Origin of the sequence: Marinobacter sp. F4206, from assembly GCF_019392195.1 — a bacterium.
In the GTDB taxonomy this organism is placed as follows: domain Bacteria; phylum Pseudomonadota; class Gammaproteobacteria; order Pseudomonadales; family Oleiphilaceae; genus Marinobacter.
On the sequence record NZ_JAHXKI010000002.1, the window covers coordinates 51,718 to 76,482 of the forward strand.

24 protein-coding genes are annotated in these 24,765 nt (G+C 57.7%); 15 read left to right on the forward strand and 9 right to left on the reverse strand.

All coding sequences use genetic code 11. The features are described 5' to 3' along the window. The first annotated feature begins 71 nt into the window (after positions 1–71). Genes purB through KZO34_RS02540 form a run of 3 tightly spaced genes read left to right on the forward strand, consistent with a single transcriptional unit; the run spans position 72 to position 3,583 of the window. Positions 72–1,439: an adenylosuccinate lyase gene (gene purB, locus KZO34_RS02530; protein WP_219473081.1), complete on the forward strand. Its 1,368-nt coding sequence runs from the start codon at positions 72–74 to the stop codon at positions 1,437–1,439. Positions 1,440–1,455: 16 nt separating this feature from the next. Next, a complete protein-coding gene (locus KZO34_RS02535) occupies positions 1,456–2,607 on the forward strand; it encodes a cupin domain-containing protein (RefSeq protein ID WP_219473083.1) in 1,152 nt (383 codons plus the stop codon). Between the two features lie 10 nt (positions 2,608–2,617). Next, positions 2,618–3,583, forward strand: coding sequence for a GNAT family N-acetyltransferase (locus KZO34_RS02540; RefSeq protein ID WP_219473085.1), 966 nt, complete (start codon positions 2,618–2,620; stop codon positions 3,581–3,583). On the opposite strand, the gene KZO34_RS02545 is transcribed toward KZO34_RS02540, so the two are convergent. Further along, positions 3,572–4,582, reverse strand: coding sequence for a LysR family transcriptional regulator (locus KZO34_RS02545; protein WP_219473087.1), 1,011 nt, complete (start codon positions 4,580–4,582; stop codon positions 3,572–3,574). The genes KZO34_RS02540 and KZO34_RS02545 overlap by 12 nt on opposite strands. Before the next feature lie 253 nt (positions 4,583–4,835). Here KZO34_RS02545 and KZO34_RS02550 point away from each other — a divergent pair, with 253 nt between their 5' ends. Together KZO34_RS02550 and KZO34_RS02555 are read left to right on the forward strand one after the other, a co-directional pair. After that, a complete protein-coding gene (locus tag KZO34_RS02550) occupies positions 4,836–5,609 on the forward strand; it encodes a hypothetical protein (protein WP_219473089.1) in 774 nt (257 codons plus the stop codon). A gap of 118 nt (positions 5,610–5,727) precedes the next feature. Beyond that, positions 5,728–8,001 (forward strand): hybrid sensor histidine kinase/response regulator, encoded by a 2,274-nt coding sequence (locus KZO34_RS02555; RefSeq protein WP_257900288.1) that lies wholly within the window; start codon positions 5,728–5,730, stop codon positions 7,999–8,001. On the opposite strand, the gene KZO34_RS02560 is transcribed toward KZO34_RS02555, so the two are convergent. Both KZO34_RS02560 and KZO34_RS02565 read right to left on the reverse strand, forming a co-directional pair. Continuing rightward, on the reverse strand, positions 7,964–8,431 hold the full coding sequence (locus KZO34_RS02560; protein ID WP_219473094.1) for a MarR family winged helix-turn-helix transcriptional regulator: 468 nt from the start codon (positions 8,429–8,431) through the stop codon (positions 7,964–7,966). The genes KZO34_RS02555 and KZO34_RS02560 overlap by 38 nt on opposite strands. A gap of 2 nt (positions 8,432–8,433) precedes the next feature. Further along, positions 8,434–8,919, reverse strand: a complete 486-nt coding sequence (locus tag KZO34_RS02565; protein ID WP_219473096.1) for a glutathione peroxidase — start codon at positions 8,917–8,919, stop codon at positions 8,434–8,436. 255 nt (positions 8,920–9,174) lie between these two features. Between KZO34_RS02565 and KZO34_RS02570 the strand changes: the two genes are divergently transcribed. The 3 genes from KZO34_RS02570 to htpX all read left to right on the forward strand — a co-directional run bounded on the left by KZO34_RS02570 (position 9,175) and on the right by htpX (position 11,844). Beyond that, complete coding sequence (locus KZO34_RS02570) at positions 9,175–10,389, forward strand: pyridoxal phosphate-dependent aminotransferase (protein ID WP_219473098.1); 1,215 nt, start codon at positions 9,175–9,177, stop codon at positions 10,387–10,389. 10 nt (positions 10,390–10,399) lie between these two features. Continuing rightward, complete coding sequence (locus tag KZO34_RS02575; RefSeq protein WP_219473099.1) at positions 10,400–10,867, forward strand: hypothetical protein; 468 nt, start codon at positions 10,400–10,402, stop codon at positions 10,865–10,867. A gap of 95 nt (positions 10,868–10,962) precedes the next feature. Next, the gene (gene htpX, locus KZO34_RS02580) at positions 10,963–11,844 is read left to right on the forward strand and encodes a protease HtpX (RefSeq protein WP_219473101.1); all 882 of its coding nucleotides are present in this window, start codon (positions 10,963–10,965) and stop codon (positions 11,842–11,844) included. A gap of 48 nt (positions 11,845–11,892) precedes the next feature. On the opposite strand, the gene pdxB is transcribed toward htpX, so the two are convergent. The 3 genes from pdxB to KZO34_RS02595 are packed head-to-tail and all read right to left on the reverse strand — an operon-like array spanning position 11,893 to position 14,935. Beyond that, positions 11,893–13,050, reverse strand: a complete 1,158-nt coding sequence (gene pdxB, locus KZO34_RS02585) for a 4-phosphoerythronate dehydrogenase PdxB (protein ID WP_219473111.1) — start codon at positions 13,048–13,050, stop codon at positions 11,893–11,895. Between the two features lie 17 nt (positions 13,051–13,067). Then, on the reverse strand, positions 13,068–14,348 hold the full coding sequence (locus KZO34_RS02590) for a DEAD/DEAH box helicase (RefSeq protein WP_219473113.1): 1,281 nt from the start codon (positions 14,346–14,348) through the stop codon (positions 13,068–13,070). Next, entirely contained in the window at positions 14,345–14,935 is a 591-nt protein-coding gene (locus KZO34_RS02595) for an elongation factor P hydroxylase (RefSeq protein WP_219473115.1), read from the reverse strand. The genes KZO34_RS02590 and KZO34_RS02595 overlap by 4 nt, the downstream gene beginning before the upstream one ends. A gap of 157 nt (positions 14,936–15,092) precedes the next feature. On the opposite strand from KZO34_RS02595, the gene KZO34_RS02600 reads away from it, so the two are divergent. Then, positions 15,093–16,997 carry a protein-disulfide reductase DsbD gene (locus KZO34_RS02600; protein ID WP_219473117.1) on the forward strand — a complete coding sequence of 635 codons (1,905 nt, stop codon included), beginning with the start codon at positions 15,093–15,095 and terminating at the stop codon, positions 16,995–16,997. A gap of 5 nt (positions 16,998–17,002) precedes the next feature. Here the strand turns inward: KZO34_RS02600 and tusA are convergent, their stop codons facing one another. Further along, positions 17,003–17,245 carry a sulfurtransferase TusA gene (gene tusA / locus KZO34_RS02605; protein ID WP_219473119.1) on the reverse strand — a complete coding sequence of 81 codons (243 nt, stop codon included), beginning with the start codon at positions 17,243–17,245 and terminating at the stop codon, positions 17,003–17,005. An 83-nt stretch (positions 17,246–17,328) separates the two neighbouring features. Between tusA and KZO34_RS02610 the strand changes: the two genes are divergently transcribed. After that, on the forward strand, positions 17,329–17,619 hold the full coding sequence (locus KZO34_RS02610) for an antibiotic biosynthesis monooxygenase family protein (protein ID WP_219473121.1): 291 nt from the start codon (positions 17,329–17,331) through the stop codon (positions 17,617–17,619). Here the strand turns inward: KZO34_RS02610 and rlmM are convergent. Further along, positions 17,616–18,692 (reverse strand): 23S rRNA (cytidine(2498)-2'-O)-methyltransferase RlmM, encoded by a 1,077-nt coding sequence (gene rlmM, locus KZO34_RS02615; RefSeq protein ID WP_219473129.1) that lies wholly within the window; start codon positions 18,690–18,692, stop codon positions 17,616–17,618. The genes KZO34_RS02610 and rlmM overlap by 4 nt on opposite strands. A 114-nt stretch (positions 18,693–18,806) precedes the next feature. Between rlmM and KZO34_RS02620 the strand changes: the two genes are divergently transcribed. Further along, positions 18,807–20,654 carry a sensor domain-containing diguanylate cyclase gene (locus tag KZO34_RS02620; protein WP_219473137.1) on the forward strand — a complete coding sequence of 616 codons (1,848 nt, stop codon included), beginning with the start codon at positions 18,807–18,809 and terminating at the stop codon, positions 20,652–20,654. On the opposite strand, the gene KZO34_RS02625 is transcribed toward KZO34_RS02620, so the two are convergent. Beyond that, complete coding sequence (locus tag KZO34_RS02625) at positions 20,630–21,298, reverse strand: alpha/beta family hydrolase (RefSeq protein WP_308318759.1); 669 nt, start codon at positions 21,296–21,298, stop codon at positions 20,630–20,632. The two genes, KZO34_RS02620 and KZO34_RS02625, sit on opposite strands and share 25 nt — an antisense overlap. 221 nt (positions 21,299–21,519) lie before the next feature. Between KZO34_RS02625 and ccoN the strand changes: the two genes are divergently transcribed. Genes ccoN through ccoP form a run of 4 tightly spaced genes read left to right on the forward strand, consistent with a single transcriptional unit; the run spans position 21,520 to position 24,651 of the window. Beyond that, positions 21,520–22,950 (forward strand): cytochrome-c oxidase, cbb3-type subunit I, encoded by a 1,431-nt coding sequence (gene ccoN / locus KZO34_RS02630; protein ID WP_219473139.1) that lies wholly within the window; start codon positions 21,520–21,522, stop codon positions 22,948–22,950. A 15-nt stretch (positions 22,951–22,965) separates the two neighbouring features. Further along, positions 22,966–23,574: a cytochrome-c oxidase, cbb3-type subunit II gene (ccoO, locus tag KZO34_RS02635; RefSeq protein ID WP_219473141.1), complete on the forward strand. Its 609-nt coding sequence runs from the start codon at positions 22,966–22,968 to the stop codon at positions 23,572–23,574. A 4-nt stretch (positions 23,575–23,578) separates the two neighbouring features. Beyond that, a complete protein-coding gene (locus tag KZO34_RS02640; RefSeq protein WP_218634708.1) occupies positions 23,579–23,764 on the forward strand; it encodes a cbb3-type cytochrome oxidase subunit 3 in 186 nt (61 codons plus the stop codon). Next, positions 23,761–24,651 carry a cytochrome-c oxidase, cbb3-type subunit III gene (ccoP, locus tag KZO34_RS02645; protein ID WP_219473142.1) on the forward strand — a complete coding sequence of 297 codons (891 nt, stop codon included), beginning with the start codon at positions 23,761–23,763 and terminating at the stop codon, positions 24,649–24,651. Before KZO34_RS02640 ends, ccoP begins: the two co-directional genes overlap by 4 nt. Positions 24,652–24,765: the final 114 nt, after the last annotated feature.

Here is a 24,765-nt window from a genome sequence, read left to right on the forward strand (position 1 = left end):
CAGCGCTGGTGTATCATATTCGCCCCACATTTTCTTTTGTCCCGTTTCTTTGATGATTTGAGAGGTTTTCGATGGAACTCACCGCCCTGACCGCCATTTCCCCGGTCGACGGACGTTACGGCAACAAAGTCAGCGTCTTCCGAGACATATTCAGTGAATATGGCCTGATCAGGAACCGCGTAACCGTCGAAATTCGCTGGCTCCAGAAGCTGGCAGCTCACCCGGAGATTGCGGAGGTTCCCGCCTTTTCATCCGAGGCAAACGCGTTTCTCGACAAGCTGGTCAGTGAATTCGGGCTGCCGGATGCGGAGCGCATCAAAGACATTGAGCGCACGACCAATCACGACGTTAAAGCCGTCGAATACTTTATCAAGGAAAAGATCGCTGACGTTCCAGAGCTTCACGCCGTCACCGAGTTTGTGCATTTTGCCTGCACCTCTGAAGACATCAACAACCTCTCTCACGCCCTGATGTTACGGGAAGGTCTGGACCATGGCCTGTTGCCAGCCATGGACCGCGTGGTCGCCAGGCTTGGCGAACTGGCCCAGACCCACGCGGAACAGCCGATGCTCTCCCGCACCCACGGCCAGACCGCCTCCCCGACCACCGTCGGCAAGGAACTGGCGAATGTGGTTCATCGCCTGCGGCGACAGCTGAAACAGATTCGCGCCACCGAATTGCTGGGCAAGATCAATGGTGCGGTTGGCAACTACAACGCTCACCTGTCGGCCTACCCCAGCATTGACTGGTCGGCCAATGCCCGAGAATTCATCGAAAGCCTCGGCCTGGACTGGAACCCTTACACCACCCAGATTGAGCCCCACGACTACATCGCCGAACTGTACGATGCGGTTGCCCGCTTCAACACCATTCTGATCGACCTGGATCGCGATATCTGGGGCTACATCTCCCTGGGCTACTTCAAGCAGAAGACCGTGGAAGGCGAAGTGGGTTCCTCCACCATGCCCCACAAGGTAAATCCGATCGATTTCGAGAACTCCGAAGGCAATCTGGGAATCGCCAATGCGCTGCTCGGGCATCTGTCGGCCAAGCTCCCGATTTCCCGCTGGCAGCGAGATCTGACTGACTCCACCGTACTGCGCAACCTTGGGGTCGGATTTGCCCACAGCCTGATCGCCTATGAAGCCACCCTGAAGGGCCTTGGCAAGCTGGAGATTAATCCGGCACGTCTTGATGAGGACCTTGACCATGCCTGGGAAGTACTCGCCGAGCCAATTCAGACGGTCATGCGTCGATACAACATCGAAAAGCCCTATGAAAAACTCAAGGCCTTGACCCGCGGCAAGGCAATGACGCCAGAAGTGATCAAGAATTTCGTTGAGACACTCGACATCCCCGAGGCTGCCAAAAACGAGTTGATGGCGTTGACTCCGGGCAGCTACATTGGCAACGCCATCGATCAGGCACGCAACATCTGAACCCGGGAGCGGACACATGGACATGCTTGGCGGACTGACAGCCTCCGAATTTCTGCGGGATTACTGGCAGAAGAAACCGCTGGTTATCCGCCAGGCTTTTCCAGACCTGGAATCTCCGGTCAGTCCGGACGAGCTCGCCGGCCTCGCCTGCGAGGAAGCCGTCGAGTCCCGGATCGTTATCGAAAACGACGACGGCAAACCCTGGCAGCTGCACAACGGCCCGTTTACGCCCGAACGTTTCAGCCAATTACCGGAACAGGACTGGACCTTGCTGGTTCAGGGCCTTGACCACTGGGTTCCGGAGATCGCCGACCTGCTGGAAAACTTCCGCTTCGTGCCCAACTGGCGACTGGATGACATCATGGCCAGCTTCGCGCCGAAAGGCGGCAGCGTGGGCCCCCACTACGACCAATACGATGTTTTTTTGCTCCAGGCCCAGGGCAACCGTCGCTGGACCTTCGGTGGACACTGCGATCATACGTCGCCCCGCGTCGAAGGCACCCCACTGCGCATTCTGAGCAGTTGGGATGGCGAAGAGACGGTCACCCTGGCCCCGGGCGACATGCTGTACCTGCCCCCGGGAATCGGACACCATGGCATTGCCGAGAACGACTGTATTACGCTGTCGGTGGGCTTTCGGGCTCCGACCGTCGACGACCTTCTGACGGGCTTCACCGATTTCCTCTGCAGCCAGTCTGATGCCTCTGACCATCTCAATGATCCGGAACTTCAGGTTCAGGACAATCCCGGCACCATACAACCGGCGGTGATCGACAAACTGGACGCCGTATTGCGTGAAAAACTCGGCGATCGACGCCAGCTTTCCCTCTGGTTCGGCCAGTACGCCACCGCTCCCAAGAGCATGGATATTGTCGTGCCCGCCGAGGAACCGGCGTCGACCGAGGAATTTGCCGGGGCCATCCGATCCGGCGAGCAGCTTCGGTGGAACGAAGGCTCCCGCTTCGCCTACTACGATTTCGATGATGAAACCGCCTTGTTCGTGGATGGTGAACAGTACCTGCTGAAAGGTGACGCCCGGCCGATGGCAGCGCTGTTGTGCGCCGGCGCGCGGGTTGATTCCGCCAGGCTGTCCCGGTTTGCCGACGACGAGGCACTGCTGGGATTGCTCTGCACCTTGTATAATCAGGGCTCGGTCTACTTCGAATAGTTTGGTCGCCATGAGAGTGAAATTCAGGAAGTACAGCTGGCAACTGGCTCCGGGTCATATCCGCGACATCCGTCAACGGGTCTTCATTGACGAACAGAAAGTGCCACCCGAGCTGGAATGGGACGACACTGATGAGATTGCCGATCATTTTCTCGCCGTGTTGCCAGACAACACGCCGGTGGGCGTGGCAAGACTCTTCTCAACGCTCGGTGAAACCGGACATATCGGTCGCATGGCGATTCTCCCCGGCTTCCGCGGGAGAGGCATTGGCGAAGCACTCCTGCACCACCTGATTTCCGAGGCCGCTGGGAATTATGACGAGCTGAGGCTCTCGGCTCAGGAACATGCCATTCCTTTCTACCAGCGCTCCGGATTCCACGTCTGCTCTAGGCCGTATGACGATGCCGGGATTCCTCACGTCGATATGCGCTGCCTGTCCCCGGCACTGGTTGTCGATGCCATCGAAAAGCGCACCGCCCCAATGCTCCTTGGTGAAGACGCAGAAACATGGCTGTTCTCCGGCGAACACCAAATGGTCAGCCTGATGGATTCGGTTGTGGGCCAGGCCGGACAACGACTCTGGCTCTACGACCGATTGCTGGATCATGATCTGTACGACCGCCACCGTTTCCGGGAATTGATCTCCGCCCTCGCCCGACGGCACCGACTCAGTGAAATCCGGCTACTGATTCATGATGACAAGCCGCTGGTCAAACGCCGACATCAGCTGGTTGAGTTAATGCGTCGGCTGCCGAGCCGGATCGAGCTGCGGCTCGTGAACGACGATTACCCGATTGAGGACCAGCCGTTCCTTCTGGCGGACCGCTCCGGAGTACTCTACCGCCACGACTTCTACAAACCCGAAGGGTTTGCAAAATTTGCCGACGGCGGCCGTGTAAAACTGCTTTCGGAGAGCTTCCAGCGCATGTGGGATGCCGGTCGAAGCTCCCTGGAGCTAAGGGAATTACCGCTCTGAATGATGCACACGGGATGCTTCCGCTGATTCAAACTGGGCACCGAAAGGCGCAAACTCCGTATCTACCTCTTCGGCCACCTCCGCAATCAGCTTACGCAACCACTGATGATCACTGTTGTGTTGCAGTAACGGGCTCCACGCCATTTTCAGTTCGAAGGGCGGAATTTCAAACGGCGGCACTTTGACCACCAGGTCAGAATTGTCCTTCTGCAACCAGGCCGCGCGGGACGGCAGGGTCGCGATCAGATCATGCTGCTCGGCCAACAACATTGCCACCTGGTAGTGGCGTGTAAACACCGATATCTGGCGCTTTCGCCCCATTCGTGACAGCGCCTCGTCCACCCAGCCCAGGCGCTGGACGTCCTTGGGATTGACCCCCACGCCAACGCCAAACCCCGTCTTGCTGACCCAGATATGACTGGCATCCAGATAGGTGTCGAGGGTAAACGGTTCCTTCAGAATGGGATTTCGCGCGTTCATCAGGCAGGCAAAATACTCGGTCCACAGGGTTTTCTGATGAAAAGACTGCGGGATTTTATCGAACCGGTTGATTGCCATGTCGAGCCGGCCCTGCTCGACGTCCAGAAAACTGACGTCGCTGGGCGTCAGTACATCGAGCGTGACGTGCGGGGCTTCCTGTCGAATCCGCCGCAAAACCCGAGGCATCAGGCAGGACTCTGCGTAGTCACTGGCCATGATGCGGAATACGCGTTGGCTTTCGAGCGCCGAAAACGGTGTTTTTTCCTGTACCGCCTGCTCGATATCCGACAGGATACTGCGTACCAAAGGTTGCAGTTCCCGCCCCCGCTCGGTGGCTGTCATGCCCTCACTGGTCCGGACCAGCAAGGGGTCGCCAAATAGATCGCGGAGTCGCCGCAGGCCATTACTCATGGCCGGCTGAGTGATACCCAGATGGTTCGCCGCTTTGGTGACGTTCCTTTCCCGTAGAAGGACATCCAGATAAACCAGAAGATTCAGGTCGACGCGGGAAATATCCATTGGCAACTCCGGAAGGTACTGCAGGTTTGCGGTAAAGAAGAAAGCCTCGCGCGACCTTCATTCACCACAGCAATATACACGAGATTTAAAATTCATTAAATCAATAGACCGCAGTAGCTTTCACATTTTGCAACGGTTTCAACGCCGTATTTCTGCTAGTCTTTCTCAGACTTGCTGAATAATATCGGTACCTTGAGGCCGGCATTCCCACCTGCCATCAATTGATCCAAAAGCCGGAGTCATTACTGACAAAATGGATACAACAACCATCGTAATTTTACTGGCTGCTATCGTTACGACCTCCATCGTGATTATCGTTCTGAGCCAGATGCGCGAGAGGGCCAAAATAGAGCGGGCCCGAAAAGTGACCGCGCAGGAAGATGCCTACAACCGGGCCCAGCGCCTTCTTTCAGAGATCCCCGGCCAGTATCTGACCACTGACCTCAAACTTCTGCTCATCAAACGGATGGAAGAGGCCTGCTCTGAGCTTGCCGCGCTCAAAGCCAACCTTCCGGTCAAGAAGTGGCAGGAATCCACACTGCAGCTCAAGAACCAGGTTCTCGAAAAACAGGACGCCCGGACACCGGTCAAAATTGACTCTCCTGAAAAGTCCACTTACGTCAAAGAGTTGCTCCAGAATCTGTTTAAAATGATCGAGAGCATGCACAAAAATGGTCGGATTGACGCTGGAACGGCCAAGAAAAACCTGAAGTACGTTTTGTTTCTCGTACACAAGACCCATGCCGACCTGCACGTCTTCCAGGCCCGGGATTATGTTCGTCAGAACCAGCTACGGAAAGCCATCCACGCCTATCACCTGGCCAGCACCGAGATGGGGAAATCCCGGGACAACCCCTTGGCCATGAAGGCCGTCAAGAGCTTCCGGACCCGAATCAAGGAACTGGAGGCAATCAGTACTGAGGGCAAAGACACCGCAAGCGCCGAGTCGCAATCCAAGCTGGATCGCGAATGGGACACCTTCCTCCACGATGAGGAATGGAAGAAAAAGGCCGACTACGACGATTGACGGCGGTTAAACCGGGCAGCTGGACCTGCCCCGTTAACAGGGACAGTAAACACTCGTGATCAATAGCTTCAGAAAGCGACTCTCCTTTCGGCTGACCCGCGATACGGTTCTGGTCGCCATGGCACTGGGGCTCGCTCTCAATGTCATTCAGATCACGCTGGACTATTTTAACGCCCGGGAATCCATGGAGGAGGAAATCCACGCCCTGCTCGACATCAGCGTGAGCCCCGCTTCCCAGATCGCTTATAACATCGACGTCCGACTCGCCGAAGAACTACTGGACGGCCTGCTGCGCCATCCGGCCACCATCGATGCCAGAATCATAGACAACGATGGCCAGACCATGGCGGCCGCCAGCCAGAGCAGCCCGGGCTCGCCCTATCGCTGGGCCAGCGATCTGCTGTTCGATTCAAGCCGGGTTTTCAGTCAGGAGTTGCGGGTCCCACAACTCGAAGAGCTTCCCCTCGGGCAGCTCATCGTCACCATCGACACGTACCACTACGGTCTCCAGTTTCTCGAGCGTGCCACCTACACGCTGATTAGCGGCCTCCTGAAGAGCCTGACGCTAACCGCCGCCCTGCTTGGTATTTTTTACCTGGTACTCACCCGGCCCATGCTCAACGTAATCAGCGCCCTGTCGCAAGTTAAGGCAAGTTCGCCCGAGAAAGTCCGACTCCCGGTGCCAGCCAACCATCAATATGACGAAATCGGCACCATGGTCGGCATCATCAATCATCACCTTGAGACGATTGATTCCAGTCTCGCCCAGCTTCGCACCGCCGAAAGTGCGATGAAAAACTACTCCTTCCAGTTGGAGCGTGAGGTTGAAGACCGGACCCGCGAAATATCGGAAAAAAACGATGCACTCCAGCGAGGAAACCGTGCGCTGATCAAGGCCAAGGAAGATGCCGTTCGCCGGGCCAGAGCCCGCGCCAACTTTCTTGCCAGTATGAGCCACGAAATCCGCACCCCACTCAACGGGGTTCTGGGCATGCTCGGGCTGGCTCTCGAGGGAGACCTGGACTCAACCCAGCGCAATCGGCTGGAAATTGCCTTTAATGCGGGCGAAAGCCTGCTTGGCCTACTGAACGATATCCTTGATATCTCCAAGGTCGAAGCCGGCAAGCTCAGTCTCGAAAACATTCCCTTCAGCATGCGCAATCTGATCGAGGAATCGGCCACCCTGCATGCACAGCAGGCCCGACGCAAACGGATTGATCTGGTGAGCGAAGTCGACCCGGCCCTGCCGGAGAGTTTTCTGGGCGACCCTACCCGTGCGCGCCAGATACTGAACAACCTTCTCAGCAACGCCATCAAATTCACAGACGAGGGCTCGGTTCATGTCAAGGCGACCTATTCGGCCGGCAGCCTCAGGCTGGACGTCATCGACACGGGCATCGGCATGTCAACGGAGGGACTCCACAGGATATTCTCACCGTTTTCTCAGGCCGATGCCGACACCACTCGGCTCTATGGCGGTACAGGCCTGGGACTGACTCTCTGCAGACAACTGGTCGAACGAATGCACGGGCAAATCCTGGTGGATTCCCGGGAGGGACGCGGCACCCACTTTACCGTGACCCTGCCTCTGCCAATGCATGAAGACAGCAGCCCGGATGGGCTGCCCCAGGTCGCGGCCAAGCTTCGGGATATTGGTGCTGCTCTGGCCATACCGGCGGACAATCCGCATCGGCGGGCAATCGAACGCCAGCTCGACGCTTGGCAGATCCCGATCCGGGATATCAGCGAGCCCCAGCAAGGCGTTCTCATTACGTTGTCCGAAGGTCCAGGCGAGGCGCCCCAGAGCCTTGCCCTGAACTGGCAGGGAGAAGGGGTTATCCTCGCAGACCCGACGGGTTCTGCAGTCCGCGCCAAACCTGAACATCAGATCCTGTCCCTGCCTGTGCGTCGGGACGAGCTATACCGCTGCCTCTGCCGGGCGGTCGGGATTCTACGGAACGAGGTGACGCTAAAACCGGCAAGGCCAGCCAGACAAGAGGAAGTCGAACGCCCCCTGAAGATCCTTCTGGTCGAGGACAATCAGGTCAATCAGATGGTGGCCAGCAGCCTGCTCAAGAAGCTGGGCCATCAGGTGGACCACGCCGAAAACGGGCAACAGGCGCTCGATTCCCTGCATGCCCGCAACTACGATCTGGTATTGATGGATTGCCAGATGCCGGTGATGGACGGCTATGAGGCAACCCGGCGAATCCGGAAGAACCCGGAATGGAAGGACCTGTCCATCATTGCAGTGACGGCCAATGTCATGCAGGGGGACCGCGAGGACTGTATAGCGGCAGGCATGAATGACTACGTCACCAAACCCTACAACCGGGACGAATTGCGGGCCGCCATCAGTCGTTGGGCCCCGTCTTACCCTCAAGAACCGTGAGAAGCGCCTTGAGCTCCTCGCGCAACGCCTGCAGCCGCTCTGGCTCAACACCAACCTCACAGAGCAGGCGTTCCGGGATTGATCTCGCCTTTTTCCGTAGCGTCCTGCCGGCTTCGGTCAACGTCAGTATAACCACGCGCTCATCCACCCTACTCCGCCGACGTTCCAGCAGCCCCCGATCGGCCAGCCGCTTGAGCAATGGCGTCAGGGTGCCTGAATCCAATCGAAGCCGACGCCCCAGGTCTGACACCCGCGTGGCGCCTCCCGAACTTTCCCGCTCCCAAAGCACCAACATCGTGAGGTATTGAGGGTAAGTCAGGTCAAGGTCGTCCAACAGTGGGCGGTAACGGGCTGTCACCGCCCGATTGGCCGCATAGAGGGCGAAACAGATCTGGTTGTCGAGAGATAACGCCTCGTCGGGTCCACCCATGGTTACAGCAGTTTTTCGATGTCTTTGCGAATGTCCTGAGGCTTCGCAGTCGGCGGATATCGACGAACCACCTGCCCGTCCCGACCCACCAGAAACTTGGTGAAGTTCCACTTCACCTTCTCGGAGCCCATCAGGCCCTTGGCCTCACGCTTCAGGAACTGATAGAGCGGATGCGCGCCGGAGCCATTGACCTCAATCTTCGAGAACATGGGGAAATCCACGCCGTAATTAAGGCTGCAGAACTCGCTGATGGCATCATCATTACCCGGATCCTGATTCATGAACTGATTGCAGGGGAACCCGAGCACCTCCAGACCGCGATCGCCCAGCTCCTTGTGCAGGCTCTGCAAACCTTCAAACTGTGGCGTAAAGCCGCACTTACTGGCGGTATTCACGATCAGGAGTACCTTGCCGCGGTAGTCGGCCATGTTTTTTTCATTTCCCTTGATATCGCTGACAGTGAAGTCATAAACGCTGGATTCGGACACACGACTCTCCTTGCACTTGGCTATTAATATTTTTAACGATTCAATTGTGCACAATCTTTATCAGAAAACCAAGGCTCACAGTAGTCGATTGATCCTGGTTTCAAGAGGGACTTCAGCTTTGGACGCTAAATCTGCCTGAACACGCCACAATTCATCATAATTGCCCTGTTGTCGCTGCCCCTCGCTCCGCTAGAATAAAGGGCTGTTAACCAACAGTTTTATTTTCCGAATTCAGACCAAGGAAGCCTGGGCCTTATGCAGAACTACTACAAATCCGCCAAGCTGGATAACGTGTGTTATGAAATACGTGGCGTGGTTCTGCGGGAAGCCCGTCGGCTGGAGGAAGAAGGTCACCGGGTACTGAAGCTGAACATCGGAAATCCTGCCGCATTCGAGCTGGACGTACCTGAAGAGATTCAGCAGGACGTAATATACAACATGCACCTGGCCCAGGGGTACGTTGAGTCCAAAGGACTGTTTTCGGCCCGCAAGGCGGTCATGCATTACTGCCAGCAGCGAGGCATCGATAAAGTCGACATTGACGACATCTTTCTCGGCAACGGCGTCAGTGAGCTGATCGTAATGTCGATGCAGGCGATGCTGAACACCGGCGACGAGGTGCTGATCCCCGCGCCTGACTATCCGCTCTGGACCGCCGCCGTCACGCTCTCCAGCGGCAAACCGGTCCATTACCGGTGCGACGAGCAGCAGAACTGGTTCCCCGATATCGACGACATTCGTAAGAAGATTACCCGCCGTACCCGGGCGATCGTTCTGATTAATCCCAATAACCCGACCGGCGCCGTTTATTCCAGAGAACTGCTGGAACAGGTCATCGAGTTGGCTCGCAAACACAACCTGATCGTGCTCTCGGACGAGATATACGACAAGATCCTTTACGATGGCACGGAGCACGTTTCCACTGCGTCCCTGGCAGACGATGTGCTGTTCTTCACCTACAACGGCCTTTCCAAGAACTACCGCGCAGCGGGCTACCGCTCCGGCTGGATGATCATCAGCGGGGCCAAGCACCGGGCAACGGATCTTATTGAAGGCATCGAGATGCTCTCTAACATGCGCCTGTGCGCGAACGTTCCCGCGCAACTGGCGATCCAGACCGCCCTTGGTGGTTACCAGTCGATCAATGATCTGGTCGTTCCTGATGGACGCCTTTACGAACAAAGAGAGACCGCCTGGCGTATGCTCAACGACATCCCTGGCGTAAGCTGTGTCAAACCCCAGGGGGCTCTTTACCTGTTCCCGAAGCTGGATCCGAAGCATTTCCCCATCGTCAATGATGAAAAGCTGGTGCTGGACCTGTTGTTGCAGGAGAAGATCCTTCTGGTGCAGGGCTCCGCCTTCAACATTGATGACAAACAGCACTTGCGCGTGGTTTTCCTGCCCAGGGAAGATGCCCTTGAGGACGCCATGTCGCGGCTGGGCCGCTTTCTAGGCAACTATCAGCAGTAAGGGAGTTTCCATGGCTGACATTCATGTGGAGGAATTCTACAAGGACGTTGCGATCGCTCTTGTCCAGCTCTACGGAGCTTTCCCTCGGCGCGTAAACCTGTTTGTGGAGGATATTGCAGGCCCGGACGAGCCGGATGAATTCGGGCTTCACAGCAAACGCCACATGGCGTGCTTTGGCGCGCTCCTCTGGCTGGAGGAAGAAGGCCTGCTTCGCTACGTTGACACGATCCGACAGGAAGCTCTCGACCAGGCGGTTCTGACCCATACCGCCTTTGTGCGCCTCAGCGCCCCTGCTCCGACAGCACTGACAAGGACACTGGGCCAGAGTCATGAACGCGCTGAAGAAAAACTGCCTCCATCGGTGCAAGAGGACCTTTCAACCCATATCCACCTGATTCGCACGGCGCTGAAAAGTGGCCATTCCGGACGCATCAGCCAGATTGTCCAGGCGACATTTTTCGCCGATGGCAAACATTAAACACCTGCAAAGACATTGAACTTGCGAACCGCGGCCACATAATCCGGTCTTAGGCACAGTTTTTACGTGTTTGACTCATCATTCAGGGATGTAACATGCGCATACTGTTGTTTCTGGCCACCAACCTGGCCGTTATCCTGGTCGCAAGCTTTACGCTGAGACTGCTGGGTGTAGACAGCTACCTCTCTCAACACGGCATTCAGTATGGCCCGCTGCTGGCCTTTGCGGCGGTGTTCGGGTTTGCCGGCGCCATCATCTCGCTTCTGATATCGAAGCCCATGGCGAAGTGGAGCACACGGGCGAAGATCATCGAATCCCCCCGCTCCCCAGCCGAACGCTGGCTGATGGATACCGTCGCCGAGCTGGCCAATAATGCCGGCATAGGAATGCCGGAAGTGGCCATTTTCCCGGCTTCCCAATCCAATGCGTTTGCCACTGGCTGGAACAAGAATGACGCGCTGGTCGCCGTCAGCGAGGGGCTGCTTCACCGCTTTAACAAAGATGAAATCCGCGCCGTTCTGGGACATGAAATCGGTCACGTCGCCAACGGTGACATGGTCACGCTCGCCCTGATCCAGGGTGTCGTCAACACCTTCGTGATATTCGCCTCCCGGGTCATCGGCTCGTTCGTTGACCGTGTTATTTTCAAGAACGAGAGCGGCCATGGTATTGGCTTCTTCGTCGTCAGTATTGCCGCGGAAATCGTGTTGGGCATTCTGGCCAGCACCATCGTGTTCTGGTTCTCCCGTCGACGAGAATTCCGTGCTGATATCGCCGGTGCGCAGTTGGCGGGCAGGTCCGCCATGATCAGTGCATTGGCGCGCCTGAAACAGGAAAGCGAAGTACCGGACCAGATGCCCGACACGCTGCAGGCATTCGGCATCAACCGCGGCGCCCGTGGCGGACTCAGCGCCATGTTCATGACGCACCCGCCGCTTGAAGACCGTATTCAGGCCCTGCAACAAGCCAGGCTCTAAACGCAAAAACCGGGGCAAACGCCCCGGTTTTTTAGTTCGGATGGTCGGTCAGATTTTCAGCTTGAACCCGATCGCCCGAAAGCTGTCCTGCAGGGATTTGCTGGTTCCCTTCAACTGGACTTTCAGGCTGGAGCATTCCCGGCGCACCGGATAGTCCCGCCGTAACCGGTCAAAGGCAGCAGCCCTCTCTTCGGCTGAACCGGCCATGGCCACTCGCAGACGGGCATCATCCTGCCTTGGATCATAGCACGCCCTCAAGGCAATCCGGATGGCCTCGTCCTCCTCCGCGGCGCTGGTGAACGAAACCTTACTCAGGGCGGGTTCCGGTAGGAACTGACCGGCCTTTTTCCGTATCGGCAGGCCCAGGTAGTCGCTTAGCGCCCGGTAAATCATCTCAGTACCCTGAACTTTGCCTTCAAGGCTGTAGCCCGCAATATGCGGCGTAGCAAGCCACACCCGGTCAACCAGCTCCGGATCGATGCGGGGTTCCCGCTCCCAGACATCCAGCGCCACAACCGGAGCGTTCCCCCCCTGCGCCAGACGGGCATGCAACGCCTCGGTATTGATCACTTCGCCACGACCGGCGTTAATCAGCAACTGATCCGCGGTCAACGACGCCAGCTGGCTTTCATCCAGCAAATGATACGTGGCATGTTTCTGGTCACGAGTAAGGGGCGTATGCAGTGTGATCACATCGCATTCCAGGGCCTCTTCGAGGGACACGAACTCCTGGCCGCCATCATCTTCGCGTTCGGCTCGTGGCGGGTCGCACAAACGCACCTCAAAACCCAGCCGTTCAAGCTTGTGGGCAAGTTCACCGCCGACATTTCCCACTCCGACAATGCCCACGCTCATGCGCGTCCAGTCGTCCAGCGCACGCCGTTCTGCATGGAGAGAAAGCACAGCAAGGACGTACTCGGCGACGCTGTCAGCGTTGCAGCCGGGCGCGGCAGAAAACCGGATACCTTTTTGTGCCAACCAGTCACGATCAACATGATCCGTTCCAATGGTTGCCGTACCCACAAAACGGACGCGACTGCCTTCCAACAGTTCCGGGCCGACACGGGTAACCGAACGTACCAGAAGCACATCCGCGTCACGGACATCGCTAGCTGTCATCGTCCGGCCGGATACCCGACGTATCTCCCCAAAGTCCCCGAAGAACGAATCCAGTAGGGGAATGTTTTCATCTGCTACGATCAACATGATGCTGTCCGGCCCTGTCAGTTCCTGCGCTGGCGCTGATTGCGGCCACCGGGGCCCCCGCGACCACCCTGGGGGCGTCGACCGCGCTTACGGGTAATCGGTGGATTTTCCATTGCCACCATCAGCGCCTCATCCGGCACCGCTGTTTTCAGCTTCTGGCTGATGTAGGTCTCGATGGCCGGCAGTGCGAAGGAATCATCCTCCCCGGCAAAACTGACCGAGACCCCATGCTTGCCCGCTCGTCCGGTCCGGCCAATGCGGTGCACGTAATCTTCTGCGTTGTCCGGAAGATTGTAGTTGAAAACGTGAGTCACGCCGTTGACGTGAATGCCACGCCCGGCGACATCAGTGGCAACCAGTACCTGAATGCTCCCTTTCTTGAACTGATCCAGTGTCTTCAGGCGTTTGTTCTGGGCAATCTCCCCGGACATCAACGAAACCTTGACGCCCTGGTTGCGCAGGTCCTCTTCGAGATCCCGGCACTGGTCGCGGCGATTGGCGAAAACGATGGCCTTCTCCACCTCCGGTCGCTTGAGGTAGTTCACCAGCACCGGCAGCTTTTCATCGTCACCGACCAGGTATACCGTTTGCTCGACCCGCTCTGCCGTCTTCTGTTCCGGCTCAATTTCCACAAACTCGGCGTTCTTGGTCCACATGGACGCAAGATTGAGAACATCCTGGTTAAAGGTGGCACTGAACAGCAGCGTCTGGCGATCTTCCTTGGCGGTACATTTGCGGATGATGCGTTTCACGTCGGGAATGAAGCCCATGTCGAGCATCCGATCCGCCTCATCCAGGATCAGGATGTCCAACTGATCAAGGAAGACGTCCTGGGAGCCCAGGAAATCAATCAGTCGCCCCGGTGTTGCCACCAGAATATCCACGACCTCATTCTGCAACTGGTCCCGCTGTTTGTCGTAGTTCATGCCGCCCACGACGGTCACCACATTATGGCCGGTGTGCTGACACAGTTGCTCCGCGTCCTTGGCGATTTGCATCGCCAGCTCCCGCGTGGGCGCCAGGGCGAGAACCCGGGGCTCAGAGGCAAAGCGTTCCTTCTCCGGAATTGGGGTTTCGAGCAGGGTCTGGATCGCGGTGATCAGGAAAGCCGCGGTTTTCCCAGTGCCGGTCTGCGCCTGGCCAATCAGGTCCTCACACGCAAGTGTCCACGGCAGGGTCTCCGCCTGGATTGGCGTGCAGTACTCAAATCCAATCGCCGTAATGGCATCCAGCAAACGTTTATCCAGATTCAGATCCTGGAATCGAAGATCGCCAGTGTGCTTTGGGTCAGATGTCATACAGTCTCAGTTTTCCTCGGGATGTTCAGTGCGGAACTCAGCGGAGCAATGCGTCGGGCATCCTGATACCAGGATTCGAGCACCGTATCAGCGGTTCCATAAAAGGTTCTCAGTGCGTCAAAAAATTGTCCGGCTCGTTGCGGCAACCCATCCGACAGGTATTGCCCAGCCTGCTCCCGGACCTTCCGCCGGAAGCCCCGCTCATCCGCTGGACCATCACCGGAGAGGTTATCCACACTGATATGAAACCGGGACCCGGCTGCCAGAGAGAACAGCCACTCCAGCGCCTGGGGTTTAACCTCCACCTGCTCGAACACCTGTTGCTGTTCCGGTGTTCGACCATCAGGACAGTACCAGTAACCGTAATCATGAAGCGTGCGACGGCGCTCACCGGCAATACACCAGTGGCTGATTTCATGCAAGGCGCTGGCATAATAACCGTGCGCAAAAACAATCTGCGCAAGCCCGTCCGGCGTAGCGGCAGGCAGGTATTCAGGCTCGTCACTGCCTTTGACCAGAATTGTCCGGTAGTCTTCCCGAAACAGGTCATTAAACAGCATGATAAGATCATTTGGACTGTGATTCATTGGCTCGCTATTGTGCGACTTTACAGCGATCAATACCAGAGGGAACTTTGAGGTCCCGACTTTGTCCACTGGCTTCGAAAGCCCCGGCGAGAACGGAACGGTCCGCGGGTGCACAGAACCCGAGTAAAACGAACAGCTAAAGGAATCAGAACAACCCATGACAGTATCCGCTGCGGTTTTCAAGAACTGTCGACGCGCCCTCACCCTGACCCACCTGCTGATGCTTTTGGCTCTTCTGGCGGTGACCGGAACAGCCTCCGCCCTGGGTACGAGCGGCAACTCCCTGTTTGGAGCTGACAACAACACCTTCCTGCCGGTGGACGAGGCCCTCCCGTTCAGTTACAGCACTGACACCGGCTCCGTTGTTCTGTCCTGGAACATCACACCCGGTCATTACCTGTATCGGGATCGCGTCAGTGTCACCTCGGTGACCGAGGGCGTTCAAATTGGTGAGCCCTCGTTCTCGCAGAACGGGCAGGTTGTTGAGGATGAGTTCTTCGGCGAAGTCACCGTTTTCTATGACCCAATAGAGGTGCGGCTCCCGGTTTCCCTGCCAGACGGGGTGCGCGAAGCCCAACTTCAGGTTACCTACCAGGGATGCGCGGAGGCGGGCCTGTGCTATCCGCCCCAGACTCGCGATGCACTTTACTACCCCGGCAATTCGGCCAGTCCGGACCCAACCTCTTCCCCTGCGGCGGGAACGGCGCCCCTCGGCCGGGACAGCGGCACTGCGGCTCCCGTGGACACTTCGTCAGCTACTGGCCTGGCAGGCTTTCTTTCCCGGCAATCCTCGTTCGTTATCGTAGGTGTCTTCTTCCTGCTCGGGCTCGGGCTGACGTTCACCCCCTGCGTGCTTCCCATGGTGCCCATCATCTCAACTCTGGTTTCCAGCCATAATACCCGCACCTCCGGTCACGCCCTGATGTTATCCATCAGTTATGTTCTGGGAATGGCCCTGACATACGCGGTCGCCGGGGTTCTGACGGGTTTACTGGGGGCAAGCTTCAATCTCCAGGCGCAGTTGCAGTCGCCCTGGGTCCTCGGCGTCTTTGCCACACTCTTTGTGGTTTTCGCCCTGTCCATGTTCGATCTGTTCGAAATCCAGCTGCCGCGCTTTATCCGTGAGCCGCTGGATGATGCCAGCCACCGACTGACCGGCGGCCGCGTGCTAAGCATTTTCGGTATCGGGGCACTGTCGGCTTTAATTGTTTCACCCTGCGTTTCCGCACCACTTGCCGGTAGCCTTCTCTACATTTCGACCACCCAGGACGCTCTGATCGGGGGCTCGGCGTTGTTTGCACTCGGTCTCGGAATGGGGCTTCCGCTCATACTGGTGGCCGTAGGAGGACGCAGGTTCCTGCCCAGCAGCGGGCATTGGATGACCACTGTAAAGCACTTCTATGGAGTGATGTTGCTGGCGGTTGCCATCTGGCTGGTCGAACGCCTGGTTCCGGCCTGGCTGGCGCTGACGCTCTGGGGCCTTCTGGTTGCCATTACTGGCGTTCAGCTTGGCGCCTTCGATGCAGCAAAAGCCGGTTGGGCACGTACCCGAAAGGGTCTGGGGCTGGTAATGTTCGCCTACGGACTGGCGCTGCTTGCCGGCGCCATCGGTGGCGCCAACGATCCACTTCGGCCACTGACGCCCTTTACCATAGCGTCGGGCTCCATGCCCACACTGAACAGTCCCGAGCATGCCGGATTCAAGCGGGTGGAAGCGCCGGCCCAGATTCGCGCCATGCTGGAGGAGGCGCAGGCGCAGAATCGCCCAGTGGTTCTGGATTTCTATGCCGATTGGTGCATATCGTGCAAGGTGATGGAGCGCAACGTATTCAGCGATCCTCAGGTTGCCCAGGCACTGTCTCCGTATACGCTGTTACAGATCGACGTAACGGACAATACTCCGGAACAGCAGGCCCTTCTTGATGAGCTTGGACTGTTTGGCCCGCCGGCAATCCTGTTCTATGGCCGGAACGGCGAGGAAATGTCCGGTCAGCGTGTATTGGGTGAAATGAACCGGGATGACTTCATCCGTCACCTGAACGGCCTTCGATCCGGAGCCTGATTCTATCAGGCTTGCCCTCGTCGAATCAGAAACACGAACTCCCCGCCCTGCTCCTCATCCTGGACCAGCTCATGGCCGAGGAACTGGCAGAATCGTGGAATATCCCGGGTGGTCGAGGGATCGGTCGCGCGCACTCGAAGCACCTGTCCCGGCTCTACATCATTGATACGGTTGTGCAGCATCATCACCGGCTCTGGACAAAAAAGTCCCCGGGCATCCAGCTCTGCATCGTACTCTGAAGCCGTCAAAACCTTCTCCTGTTTGAATACCTGATTTTTCCAGAAAACCTGCTAAATTATTGTTTATAACAGCGAAAAATTGGAGGCAAGCCATGATTCGGGTGCTGATTGAACGTCACATCGCCGAGACCCTTGAAGACGCCTATGAGCAACGTGCCCGCAAAGTCCTGCAGCAAGCCGTGGGCGCGCCAGGCTTTATTTCCGGTGAAACCCTGGCTGACAGCCATGATCCCAACCACCGTATCACCCTCGCCAACTGGCGTTCTGAGGCCGATTGGGATCGGTGGTACCGCTCCCCGGAACGCCGGGAACTCATGTCGGAGCTGGTCCCAATGATGGACCAGGACGAAACCATCACAGTCCTCCAGCAGAGCGCGGTCTAACCGGTCCGCTCAATAAAACAGGTGATCTCTTCCCGGTCGTGGTAGAGGTGGCGGGCCCTCAGATTATAGCCAATGCCCGCCTCTGCCAGACCGCGAACAATGATATCACGGCAGATCAGCCATTCATCGTAGCGCTTCTTCATCGGCAGCTTGAGGTTGAACACCGTATAACGGCAATATCCGCCAGTAAGCCAATCCACCGCCAGCCGCGCCGTTTTACGAGGCTGGTCGACAATGTCGCACACCATCCAGTCAATACCCCGTTTGGGCCGCCAGCTATAGCCATCGGCCTCAACGTGCTCCACCTGACCGGACGCCATCAGCTCGGGGTTCATCGGGCCGTTATCCACAGCCGTTACCAGCATACCCTGGCGCACCAGCTGCCAGGTCCAGCCACCTGGCGCAGCCCCCAGGTCGGCTGCCTTTTTGCCTCCGCCCAGGTAATCCAGCTCCCGTTCCGGCGGCAGAAAAACCTTCCAGGCCTCCTCCAGCTTGAGCGCCGAGCGACTCGGCGCCGATGCCGGCAAACGAAGCCGGGGGATCCCCCCCACATAGCGGGCCCGGTTGCCCTCGGGACTATACCCGACCACTGCCTCTGAGAAATCCGGCAACAGGATCTCGAGCCTGGCAGGGGCCGGGGCATTCTGATCGGCCTTCAGAAGGCCTGCACCACGCAAGCCCCGTGACAGCGGTGAAACCCATTTTCGGGCAAAATTGCCGAGATCGCCATCGGCGTTATTTTCTGACAGCCTGACCTCCAGTCGGGCACAGCCCGGGTAGCCCCGCTCCAGACTCCGGAGCCCATCGATCACTGCCCCCACCCGATCATGCTCCGGTAGCGGAAAGCGACCCAGCACCACGAACCAGTCCCGGACAAACACCAGATCGGCCAGCGCCAGTCGCGACAGGAGATCCTCCGCGGTCTCCGGTCCACCCAGCGAATACCAGACCATGCCCGTACCTTTATCAGGCTCAAAGAATCCGAAAAAGCCGTGCTCGGCGGCCCGATCCGTCATTTCACGGCCCGCTTCGGCTTCAAAGCCCGGCCGACAGAATGCAAGAAGCTGTTCCATTCAATACCTGTTTTCAGGGGGCCCAGTGCGACCCTTTAAATTTGAAACTGTTTAACATCAAAGTTTGTGTGCTTTAGCTACACTCTTCGCTCTACTGCTTGCGGGAAACCCCAGATGTCGCCTGTTCTGCGCCTGTTTGCCATCCTGAGTCTCAGCCTTCTACCGGCCATATCCTCACCCGCCGCCCAGGCGTCCGAGTCCGGATGCCCGGTTCTGGAGGCTATGGATACTGAATCCCGGCGATCCTTGATGCACTACATCTGTTTTTACAGCGCCGCACCCGGGGACCCGGCACACGACGCCAACTCCCCCGATGACCTCCCGGAAGATCTTGACTGGAGCCCCGCCAGGGGACACGACCTGGTATTCAGCCACACCTCATCCGTGTACTGGGTTCATCTTAACGTCAAAAACAGCGGAAACCGGGAAGCGCTCTGGTACCTGAAACTGAATTATCCCCTCCTGGACGAGGTAACCTTCTGGCAGTCCGGAAATGGCCCGAATACTCACCTTGCCACGGGAGACCAAAGACCCTTCGATGCAAGAGGCATAGACTACCGGTATTTCCTCCTTCCAGTCACGCTTGCCGAGGGAGAAACCCGGTCAATCACCCTGCGCGTTCAAAGCAGCGGCGCACTCAATGTTCCCCTGACCTTCGAAACGCCGGAAGAGGTCATCGCCCACAGCAATCACCTGACGCTGACACACGGACTTTTCTACGGCGCCCTGCTGGTTTTCGCCATATTCAACCTGCTTCTGTTTTTCAGCTCCGGCACCGCCTATTACTTCTATAACGCTTTCTACATGGCCGCCATGGGGCTCTTCATGTTCGCCATGGGCGGATTTGCCAACCAGTATTTCTGGCCTGACAGCACCGGCTTTGCCAACACCTCTATCCCACTCAGCCTGGTACTCTGCGCCCTTTCAATGACGTTGTTCGGCCGCTCCTTCCTTGAGGTCGAACAGAAAACCGTAGCCGGAACCGCCATAAAGGCACTGGCCTGGTTCTGCATCGTTTTTCTCGCCCTCACTCTGGTACTGCCCTACAACAAGACCATATTGCTCAACACGGTTCTGGCACTGACCGTTATCTGCAGCCTTTTCGTCATCGCGGTGATTCGATGGCGCCATGGCTACCAGCCAGCGATGTGGTACGTGCTTGCATGGCTGGTCATGTTGGTGGGTGGACTGATCTATGCCCTGGCGGCCTTTGGCTATCTGACGGACTTCCTCGCTCGCGAAGCCCTGATGCAGGTCGCCGTCGGGGGCCAGGTCGTTCTGCTTAACTATGCAATGGTCCAGCGCTGGCGACTGCTGAACGAGAAATTGCTTGAGGTGGAACACAGCGCCCGGACCGAACTCGAATTCAAGGTTCACGAGCGCACCTCGCAACTTCGAACCACCATGAGAGAGCTGGAAAAGGCCAACCGGCAACTGGCCACTCTGAGCCTGAACGATTCACTGACCGGCCTGCACAACAGGCGTCATATGGACAACATACTCCCGGAACTCTGTGCCGAGGCCAGACGTACCGGGCAGCCCCTGACCCTTGCCCTGGTGGACGCCGACCACTTCAAGGCCGTCAATGACACCTGGGGGCATGGTTTTGGTGACACCTTCCTGCAACTGATCGCTGACATCCTGACCCGGCACGTGAAGCGCCCCCGGGATGTGGCAGTCCGGTTTGGCGGGGAGGAGTTCGCGCTGCTGCTGCCGGGCACCGACATTGCGGGTGCACTCCGGGTGTGCGAGGCCATACTCCACGACATTGAAACCACCTCGCTGACCAGCCCGGACGGGCGCAAGGCGAAGATCACACTGAGCGCCGGTGTGGCGTCCCTGGCCCACGGCGAAGACCGGACACGTCTCTTTGACAGGGCCGACGAAGCCCTCTACCAGGCCAAGACTGACGGTCGAAACCGGGTCGTTGTCTCCGATTACTCCCCGGTGGACAGAGTCTGAGACCTGACGCGCTCGTTGATGAACACTCGCGCCTCCTGCGCAGCTGCCGCAATCAGCGCCAGCTGGCTGCTGTTCTGGCGGGCCAACGGCTGAAAATCGTGATTCCCGCCTTCCAGCCAACGCAGACGAACGCCTTCCAGCTCGGATTCGTGCCCCGTCATCTCCTCGGGTTTGCCAAACGGGTCCCGGGTTCCCTGCACAATCAACATCGGGCAACGCAACGAGCAAAAATGACCGGTTCGCCACTTGTCCGGCTTGCCCGGAGCGTGGAAGGGGTACCCGAAGCCCACCACGCCGTCGATACCGTCATACTCACTGGCCAACAGACTGGCCATCCGCCCACCCATGGATTTGCCGCCAACCACAATCAGGCAGTCGCTCCCCACTTCCCGTCGGACCTGCTCCACCACCTGGGAAAAACTCTCCAGCAACCGGGGCTGTCGATCGGGTGGCCGTTTCCGGCCGTCCTCACGTCGCTTCTGCATGTACGGAAACTCGAAACGAACGTTCGGAATGCCTTCCGCCTCAAGGTCATTGGCCAGTACCTCCATGAACGGAGAATCGGCGGGGGCCCCTGCCCCATGCGCCAGAATCATCACGATATCCGGACCGTTCTCGAAGCCTTTGGTCTTAATCAATTCCACTTCATTCACCTACCGTTTTTTAGGGACTATCATTAGAGGTCAGGCACCGGCATATGCCACACACAAAACGTCCCTTTTAGTGACCGGTGCAAGGATGCCATGTTGCTGATTTCGGCGCATTTGACAGGGTTCAGGAGTTGACCTGAGTCATTGCAAAGCGCTAATGCTTTCTCCATACTTGCGCCCGCATAATTTCTCACTCTAAACCCATTGGTAAGGCTATGAGCACAGTAAATGCAAACCTGACTTACAACTACAAGGTGGTAAGACAATTTGCCATCATGACGTTGGTCTGGGGCATTGTTGGCATGGGTATGGGCGTGTTGATCGCGTCCCAACTTGTCTGGCCAGCGATGAACCTCGACATGCCCTGGACACACTTCGGTCGTTTACGGCCGTTGCATACCAACGCCGTCATCTTCGGCTTCGGTGGAAGCGCCCTGTTCGCCACCTGTTATTACGTCGTTCAACGCACCTGTCAGGCTCGCCTGATTTCGGACGGCCTCGCTGCGTTTACCTTCTGGGGTTGGCAAGCGATCATCGTGGCCGCCGCCATTACCTTACCGATGGGTCTGACCTCGTCCAAGGAATACGCTGAGCTGGAGTGGCCAATCGACATCGCTATCACGATCGTCTGGGTTGCTTTCGCGCTGGTATTCTTCGGCACCATCATGAAGCGCAGCACGCCGCACATCTACGTGGCGAACTGGTTCTACGGTGCCTTCATCATTACCGTTGCCTTCCTGCACATCGGTAACAACCTCGCCCTCCCCGCAAGCGCGTTCAAATCCTACTCTGCTTACGCCGGTGTAACTGACGCCATGATGCAGTGGTGGTGGGGTCACAATGCGGTAGGCTTCTTCCTGACCGCCGGCTTCCTCGGCATGATGTACTATTTCGTTCCGAAGCAGGCCAATCGCCCGGTTTACTCCTATCGCCTGTCCATCGTTCACTTCTGGGCGCTGATTGCGACCTACGTCTGGGCCGGCGGCCACCACCTGCACTACTCTGCGCTCCCTGACTGGGCACAGACCGCGGGCATGGTGATGTCCCTGATCCTCCTTGCTCCGTCCTGGGGCGGCATGATCAACGGCATGATGACCCTGTCCGGCGCGTGGCACAAGCTGCGGACCGATCCGATCCTGCGCTTCCTGGTGGTATCCCTGTCCTTCTACGGCATGTCCACCTTCGAAGGCCCGATGATGGCCATCAAGACCGTCAACGCTCTGTCGCACAATACAGACTGGACCATTGGCCACGTGCACTCCGGTGCCCTGGGCTGGGTTGCCATGATCAGTATCGGCGCCATTTACCACCTGATACCCAAACTCTGGGGCCTGCAGGCCATGTACAGCACGAGCCTGATCAACGTGCATTTCTGGCTGGCAACCGTTGGTACTGTCCTGTACATCGTTGCGATGTGGGTAAACGGTATCATGCAGGGCCTCATGTGGCGCGCGGTCAACGCCGACGGCACTCTGACCTACAGCTTTGTTGAATCCCTGGAAGCTTCGTACCCGGGATATTTCGTCCGCTTCCTTGGTGGCGTCATCTTCCTGAGCGGCATGCTCATCATGGCGTACAACGTGTACATGACCATTCGCCAGAAAGATGCGGTTGCGGCAGATACCGCAGCGGCTCAGACGGCGTAAACGGAGAGAGGTCAGATGAACCACGATATTGTTGAAAAGAATATTGGCCTGATGATCGTCCTGATCATCTTGACCATCAGTGGCGGCTTTCTGGTTGAAATCGTGCCGCTGTTCTTCCTGAAAGAAACCAACGAGCCGGTGGAGGGTCTTGAGCCCTACACCGCTCTGGAACTGGAAGGCCGGGATATTTACATCCGGGAAGGCTGCCACGTTTGTCACACCCAGCAGATCCGTCCGTTCCGCGCTGAAACCGAACGCTATGGTCACTACTCCGTAGCCGGTGAGTTCGTTTACGACCGGCCGTTCCTGTGGGGCTCCAAGCGCACCGGCCCGGATCTGGCCCGTGTCGGCGGCCGCTACTCGGACGCATGGCAGCGCCAGCATCTTTACAACCCGCGCAGCGTGGTTCCGGAATCCAATATGCCAGCTTTCCCCTGGCTGTTTGAAAACCGGGTAGACCACACCGACACGGCAGCAAAGATGGAGACTCTGCAGACACTGGGCGTGCCTTACACCGACGAACAGATTGCCGAGGCATCTGCTCAGGTCGAGGGCAAGTTCGAAATCGAAGCTCTGGTCGCGTACCTGCAACAACTCGGTACCGTGATCTCAGAGAAACGGTGATCCCATGGATTTGAACGAGTTACGCGGTATTCAAACCCTTCTGGTCATGGCGGTCTTTTTCGGAATCGTCTGGTGGGCGTACAGCGCCCACCGCAAGAAGGCCAACGACGAGGCAGCGCATCTGCCCTTCGACGATGACGAAGTGGAAAAGCGTACTCTCGAACAGGAAAAAACGGAGAAGAAACAATGAGTACCTTTTGGAGCCTCTGGATCAGTGTGATCGTGCTCGGTACTGTTTTCGGCTGTATGTGGCTTCTGTGGGCGACCCGTAAGAACCAGACCACCGATACCGAAACCGACCGCACCACCGGCCATTCCTTTGACGGCATCGAGGAATACGACAATCCGCTGCCTAAGTGGTGGTTCTATCTGTTCATGGCCACCTGTATTTTCTCGCTTGGCTACCTGGCACTCTACCCAGGGCTTGGCAGCTTCAAGGGCTTCCTGGGCTGGACCTCAGCCAACCAGTGGGAAGCCGAAGTGGCCGCCGCCGAAGAAAAATACGGTGAGATCTACGCACAGTATGGCAACACCCCGGTCACTGAACTGGCAACCAACGACGACGCCCTGAAGATCGGTCAGCGTCTGTTCGCCAACAACTGTGCCGTCTGTCACGGCTCAGCGGCTCGCGGCCAGGTCGGGTTCCCGAACCTGACCGACGACGACTGGCTCTATGGCGGCTCGCCGGATGCCATCCTTGAGACCCTGCACAACGGTCGCATGGGCAATATGCCGGCAAAAGGCGTCATGCCCAACATGACCAACGAGCAGGTCGATCAGGTGGTCAATTACGTGCTGAGCTTCAGCGGTCGCGAAAAGGACGCCGAGGCAGCAGAGGCCGGCAAGGCCGTGTTTGCCCAGGGCTGCGCCGCGTGTCATGGCCCCGACGGCAAAGGCATGCAATCTGTCGGCGCGCCCAACCTGACCGACAACACCTGGCTGTATGGTTCCACTTACGAGTGGATCAAGGAAACGGTAATGAACGGTCGCCAGAACCAGATGCCCGCCCAAAGCGGTCGTCTGTCTGAAGACCAGATTCAGATTCTCGCAGCCTACGTATACAGCCTGTCGAACTGAGTCAGCCGGCCGGGGCTCCGCCCCGGCCTGGTCTTTTCCAGCCTGTGCCCTGCCCCCAGCCGGACACAGCCTGGAACAGATCAGCAGACCCTCTCCGGGCCCGCTTCGTGCTTT

Excerpts from the sequence above, each read along its gene's own strand:
- KZO34_RS02570 (WP_219473098.1), top strand. The coding sequence starts at position 9,175 with ATGCAGAACTACTACAAATCCGCCAAGCTGGATAACGTGTGTTATGAA.
- ccoP (WP_219473142.1), top strand. The coding sequence starts at position 23,761 with ATGAGTACCTTTTGGAGCCTCTGGATCAGTGTGATCGTGCTCGGTACT.
- KZO34_RS02620 (WP_219473137.1), top strand. The coding sequence starts at position 18,807 with ATGTCGCCTGTTCTGCGCCTGTTTGCCATCCTGAGTCTCAGCCTTCTA.
- rlmM (WP_219473129.1), bottom strand. The coding sequence starts at position 18,692 with ATGGAACAGCTTCTTGCATTCTGTCGGCCGGGCTTTGAAGCCGAAGCG.
- KZO34_RS02540 (WP_219473085.1), top strand. The coding sequence starts at position 2,618 with ATGAGAGTGAAATTCAGGAAGTACAGCTGGCAACTGGCTCCGGGTCAT.
- purB (WP_219473081.1), top strand. The coding sequence starts at position 72 with ATGGAACTCACCGCCCTGACCGCCATTTCCCCGGTCGACGGACGTTAC.
- KZO34_RS02555 (WP_257900288.1), top strand. The coding sequence starts at position 5,728 with ATGGCACTGGGGCTCGCTCTCAATGTCATTCAGATCACGCTGGACTAT.
- ccoO (WP_219473141.1), top strand. The coding sequence starts at position 22,966 with ATGAACCACGATATTGTTGAAAAGAATATTGGCCTGATGATCGTCCTG.
- KZO34_RS02545 (WP_219473087.1), bottom strand. The coding sequence starts at position 4,582 with ATGGATATTTCCCGCGTCGACCTGAATCTTCTGGTTTATCTGGATGTC.
- KZO34_RS02595 (WP_219473115.1), bottom strand. The coding sequence starts at position 14,935 with ATGAATCACAGTCCAAATGATCTTATCATGCTGTTTAATGACCTGTTT.
- KZO34_RS02590 (WP_219473113.1), bottom strand. The coding sequence starts at position 14,348 with ATGACATCTGACCCAAAGCACACTGGCGATCTTCGATTCCAGGATCTG.
- pdxB (WP_219473111.1), bottom strand. The coding sequence starts at position 13,050 with ATGTTGATCGTAGCAGATGAAAACATTCCCCTACTGGATTCGTTCTTC.
- KZO34_RS02550 (WP_219473089.1), top strand. The coding sequence starts at position 4,836 with ATGGATACAACAACCATCGTAATTTTACTGGCTGCTATCGTTACGACC.
- KZO34_RS02535 (WP_219473083.1), top strand. The coding sequence starts at position 1,456 with ATGGACATGCTTGGCGGACTGACAGCCTCCGAATTTCTGCGGGATTAC.
- KZO34_RS02575 (WP_219473099.1), top strand. The coding sequence starts at position 10,400 with ATGGCTGACATTCATGTGGAGGAATTCTACAAGGACGTTGCGATCGCT.
- htpX (WP_219473101.1), top strand. The coding sequence starts at position 10,963 with ATGCGCATACTGTTGTTTCTGGCCACCAACCTGGCCGTTATCCTGGTC.
- ccoN (WP_219473139.1), top strand. The coding sequence starts at position 21,520 with ATGAGCACAGTAAATGCAAACCTGACTTACAACTACAAGGTGGTAAGA.
- KZO34_RS02600 (WP_219473117.1), top strand. The coding sequence starts at position 15,093 with ATGACAGTATCCGCTGCGGTTTTCAAGAACTGTCGACGCGCCCTCACC.
- KZO34_RS02610 (WP_219473121.1), top strand. The coding sequence starts at position 17,329 with ATGATTCGGGTGCTGATTGAACGTCACATCGCCGAGACCCTTGAAGAC.
- KZO34_RS02640 (WP_218634708.1), top strand. The coding sequence starts at position 23,579 with ATGGATTTGAACGAGTTACGCGGTATTCAAACCCTTCTGGTCATGGCG.
- KZO34_RS02560 (WP_219473094.1), bottom strand. The coding sequence starts at position 8,431 with ATGGGTGGACCCGACGAGGCGTTATCTCTCGACAACCAGATCTGTTTC.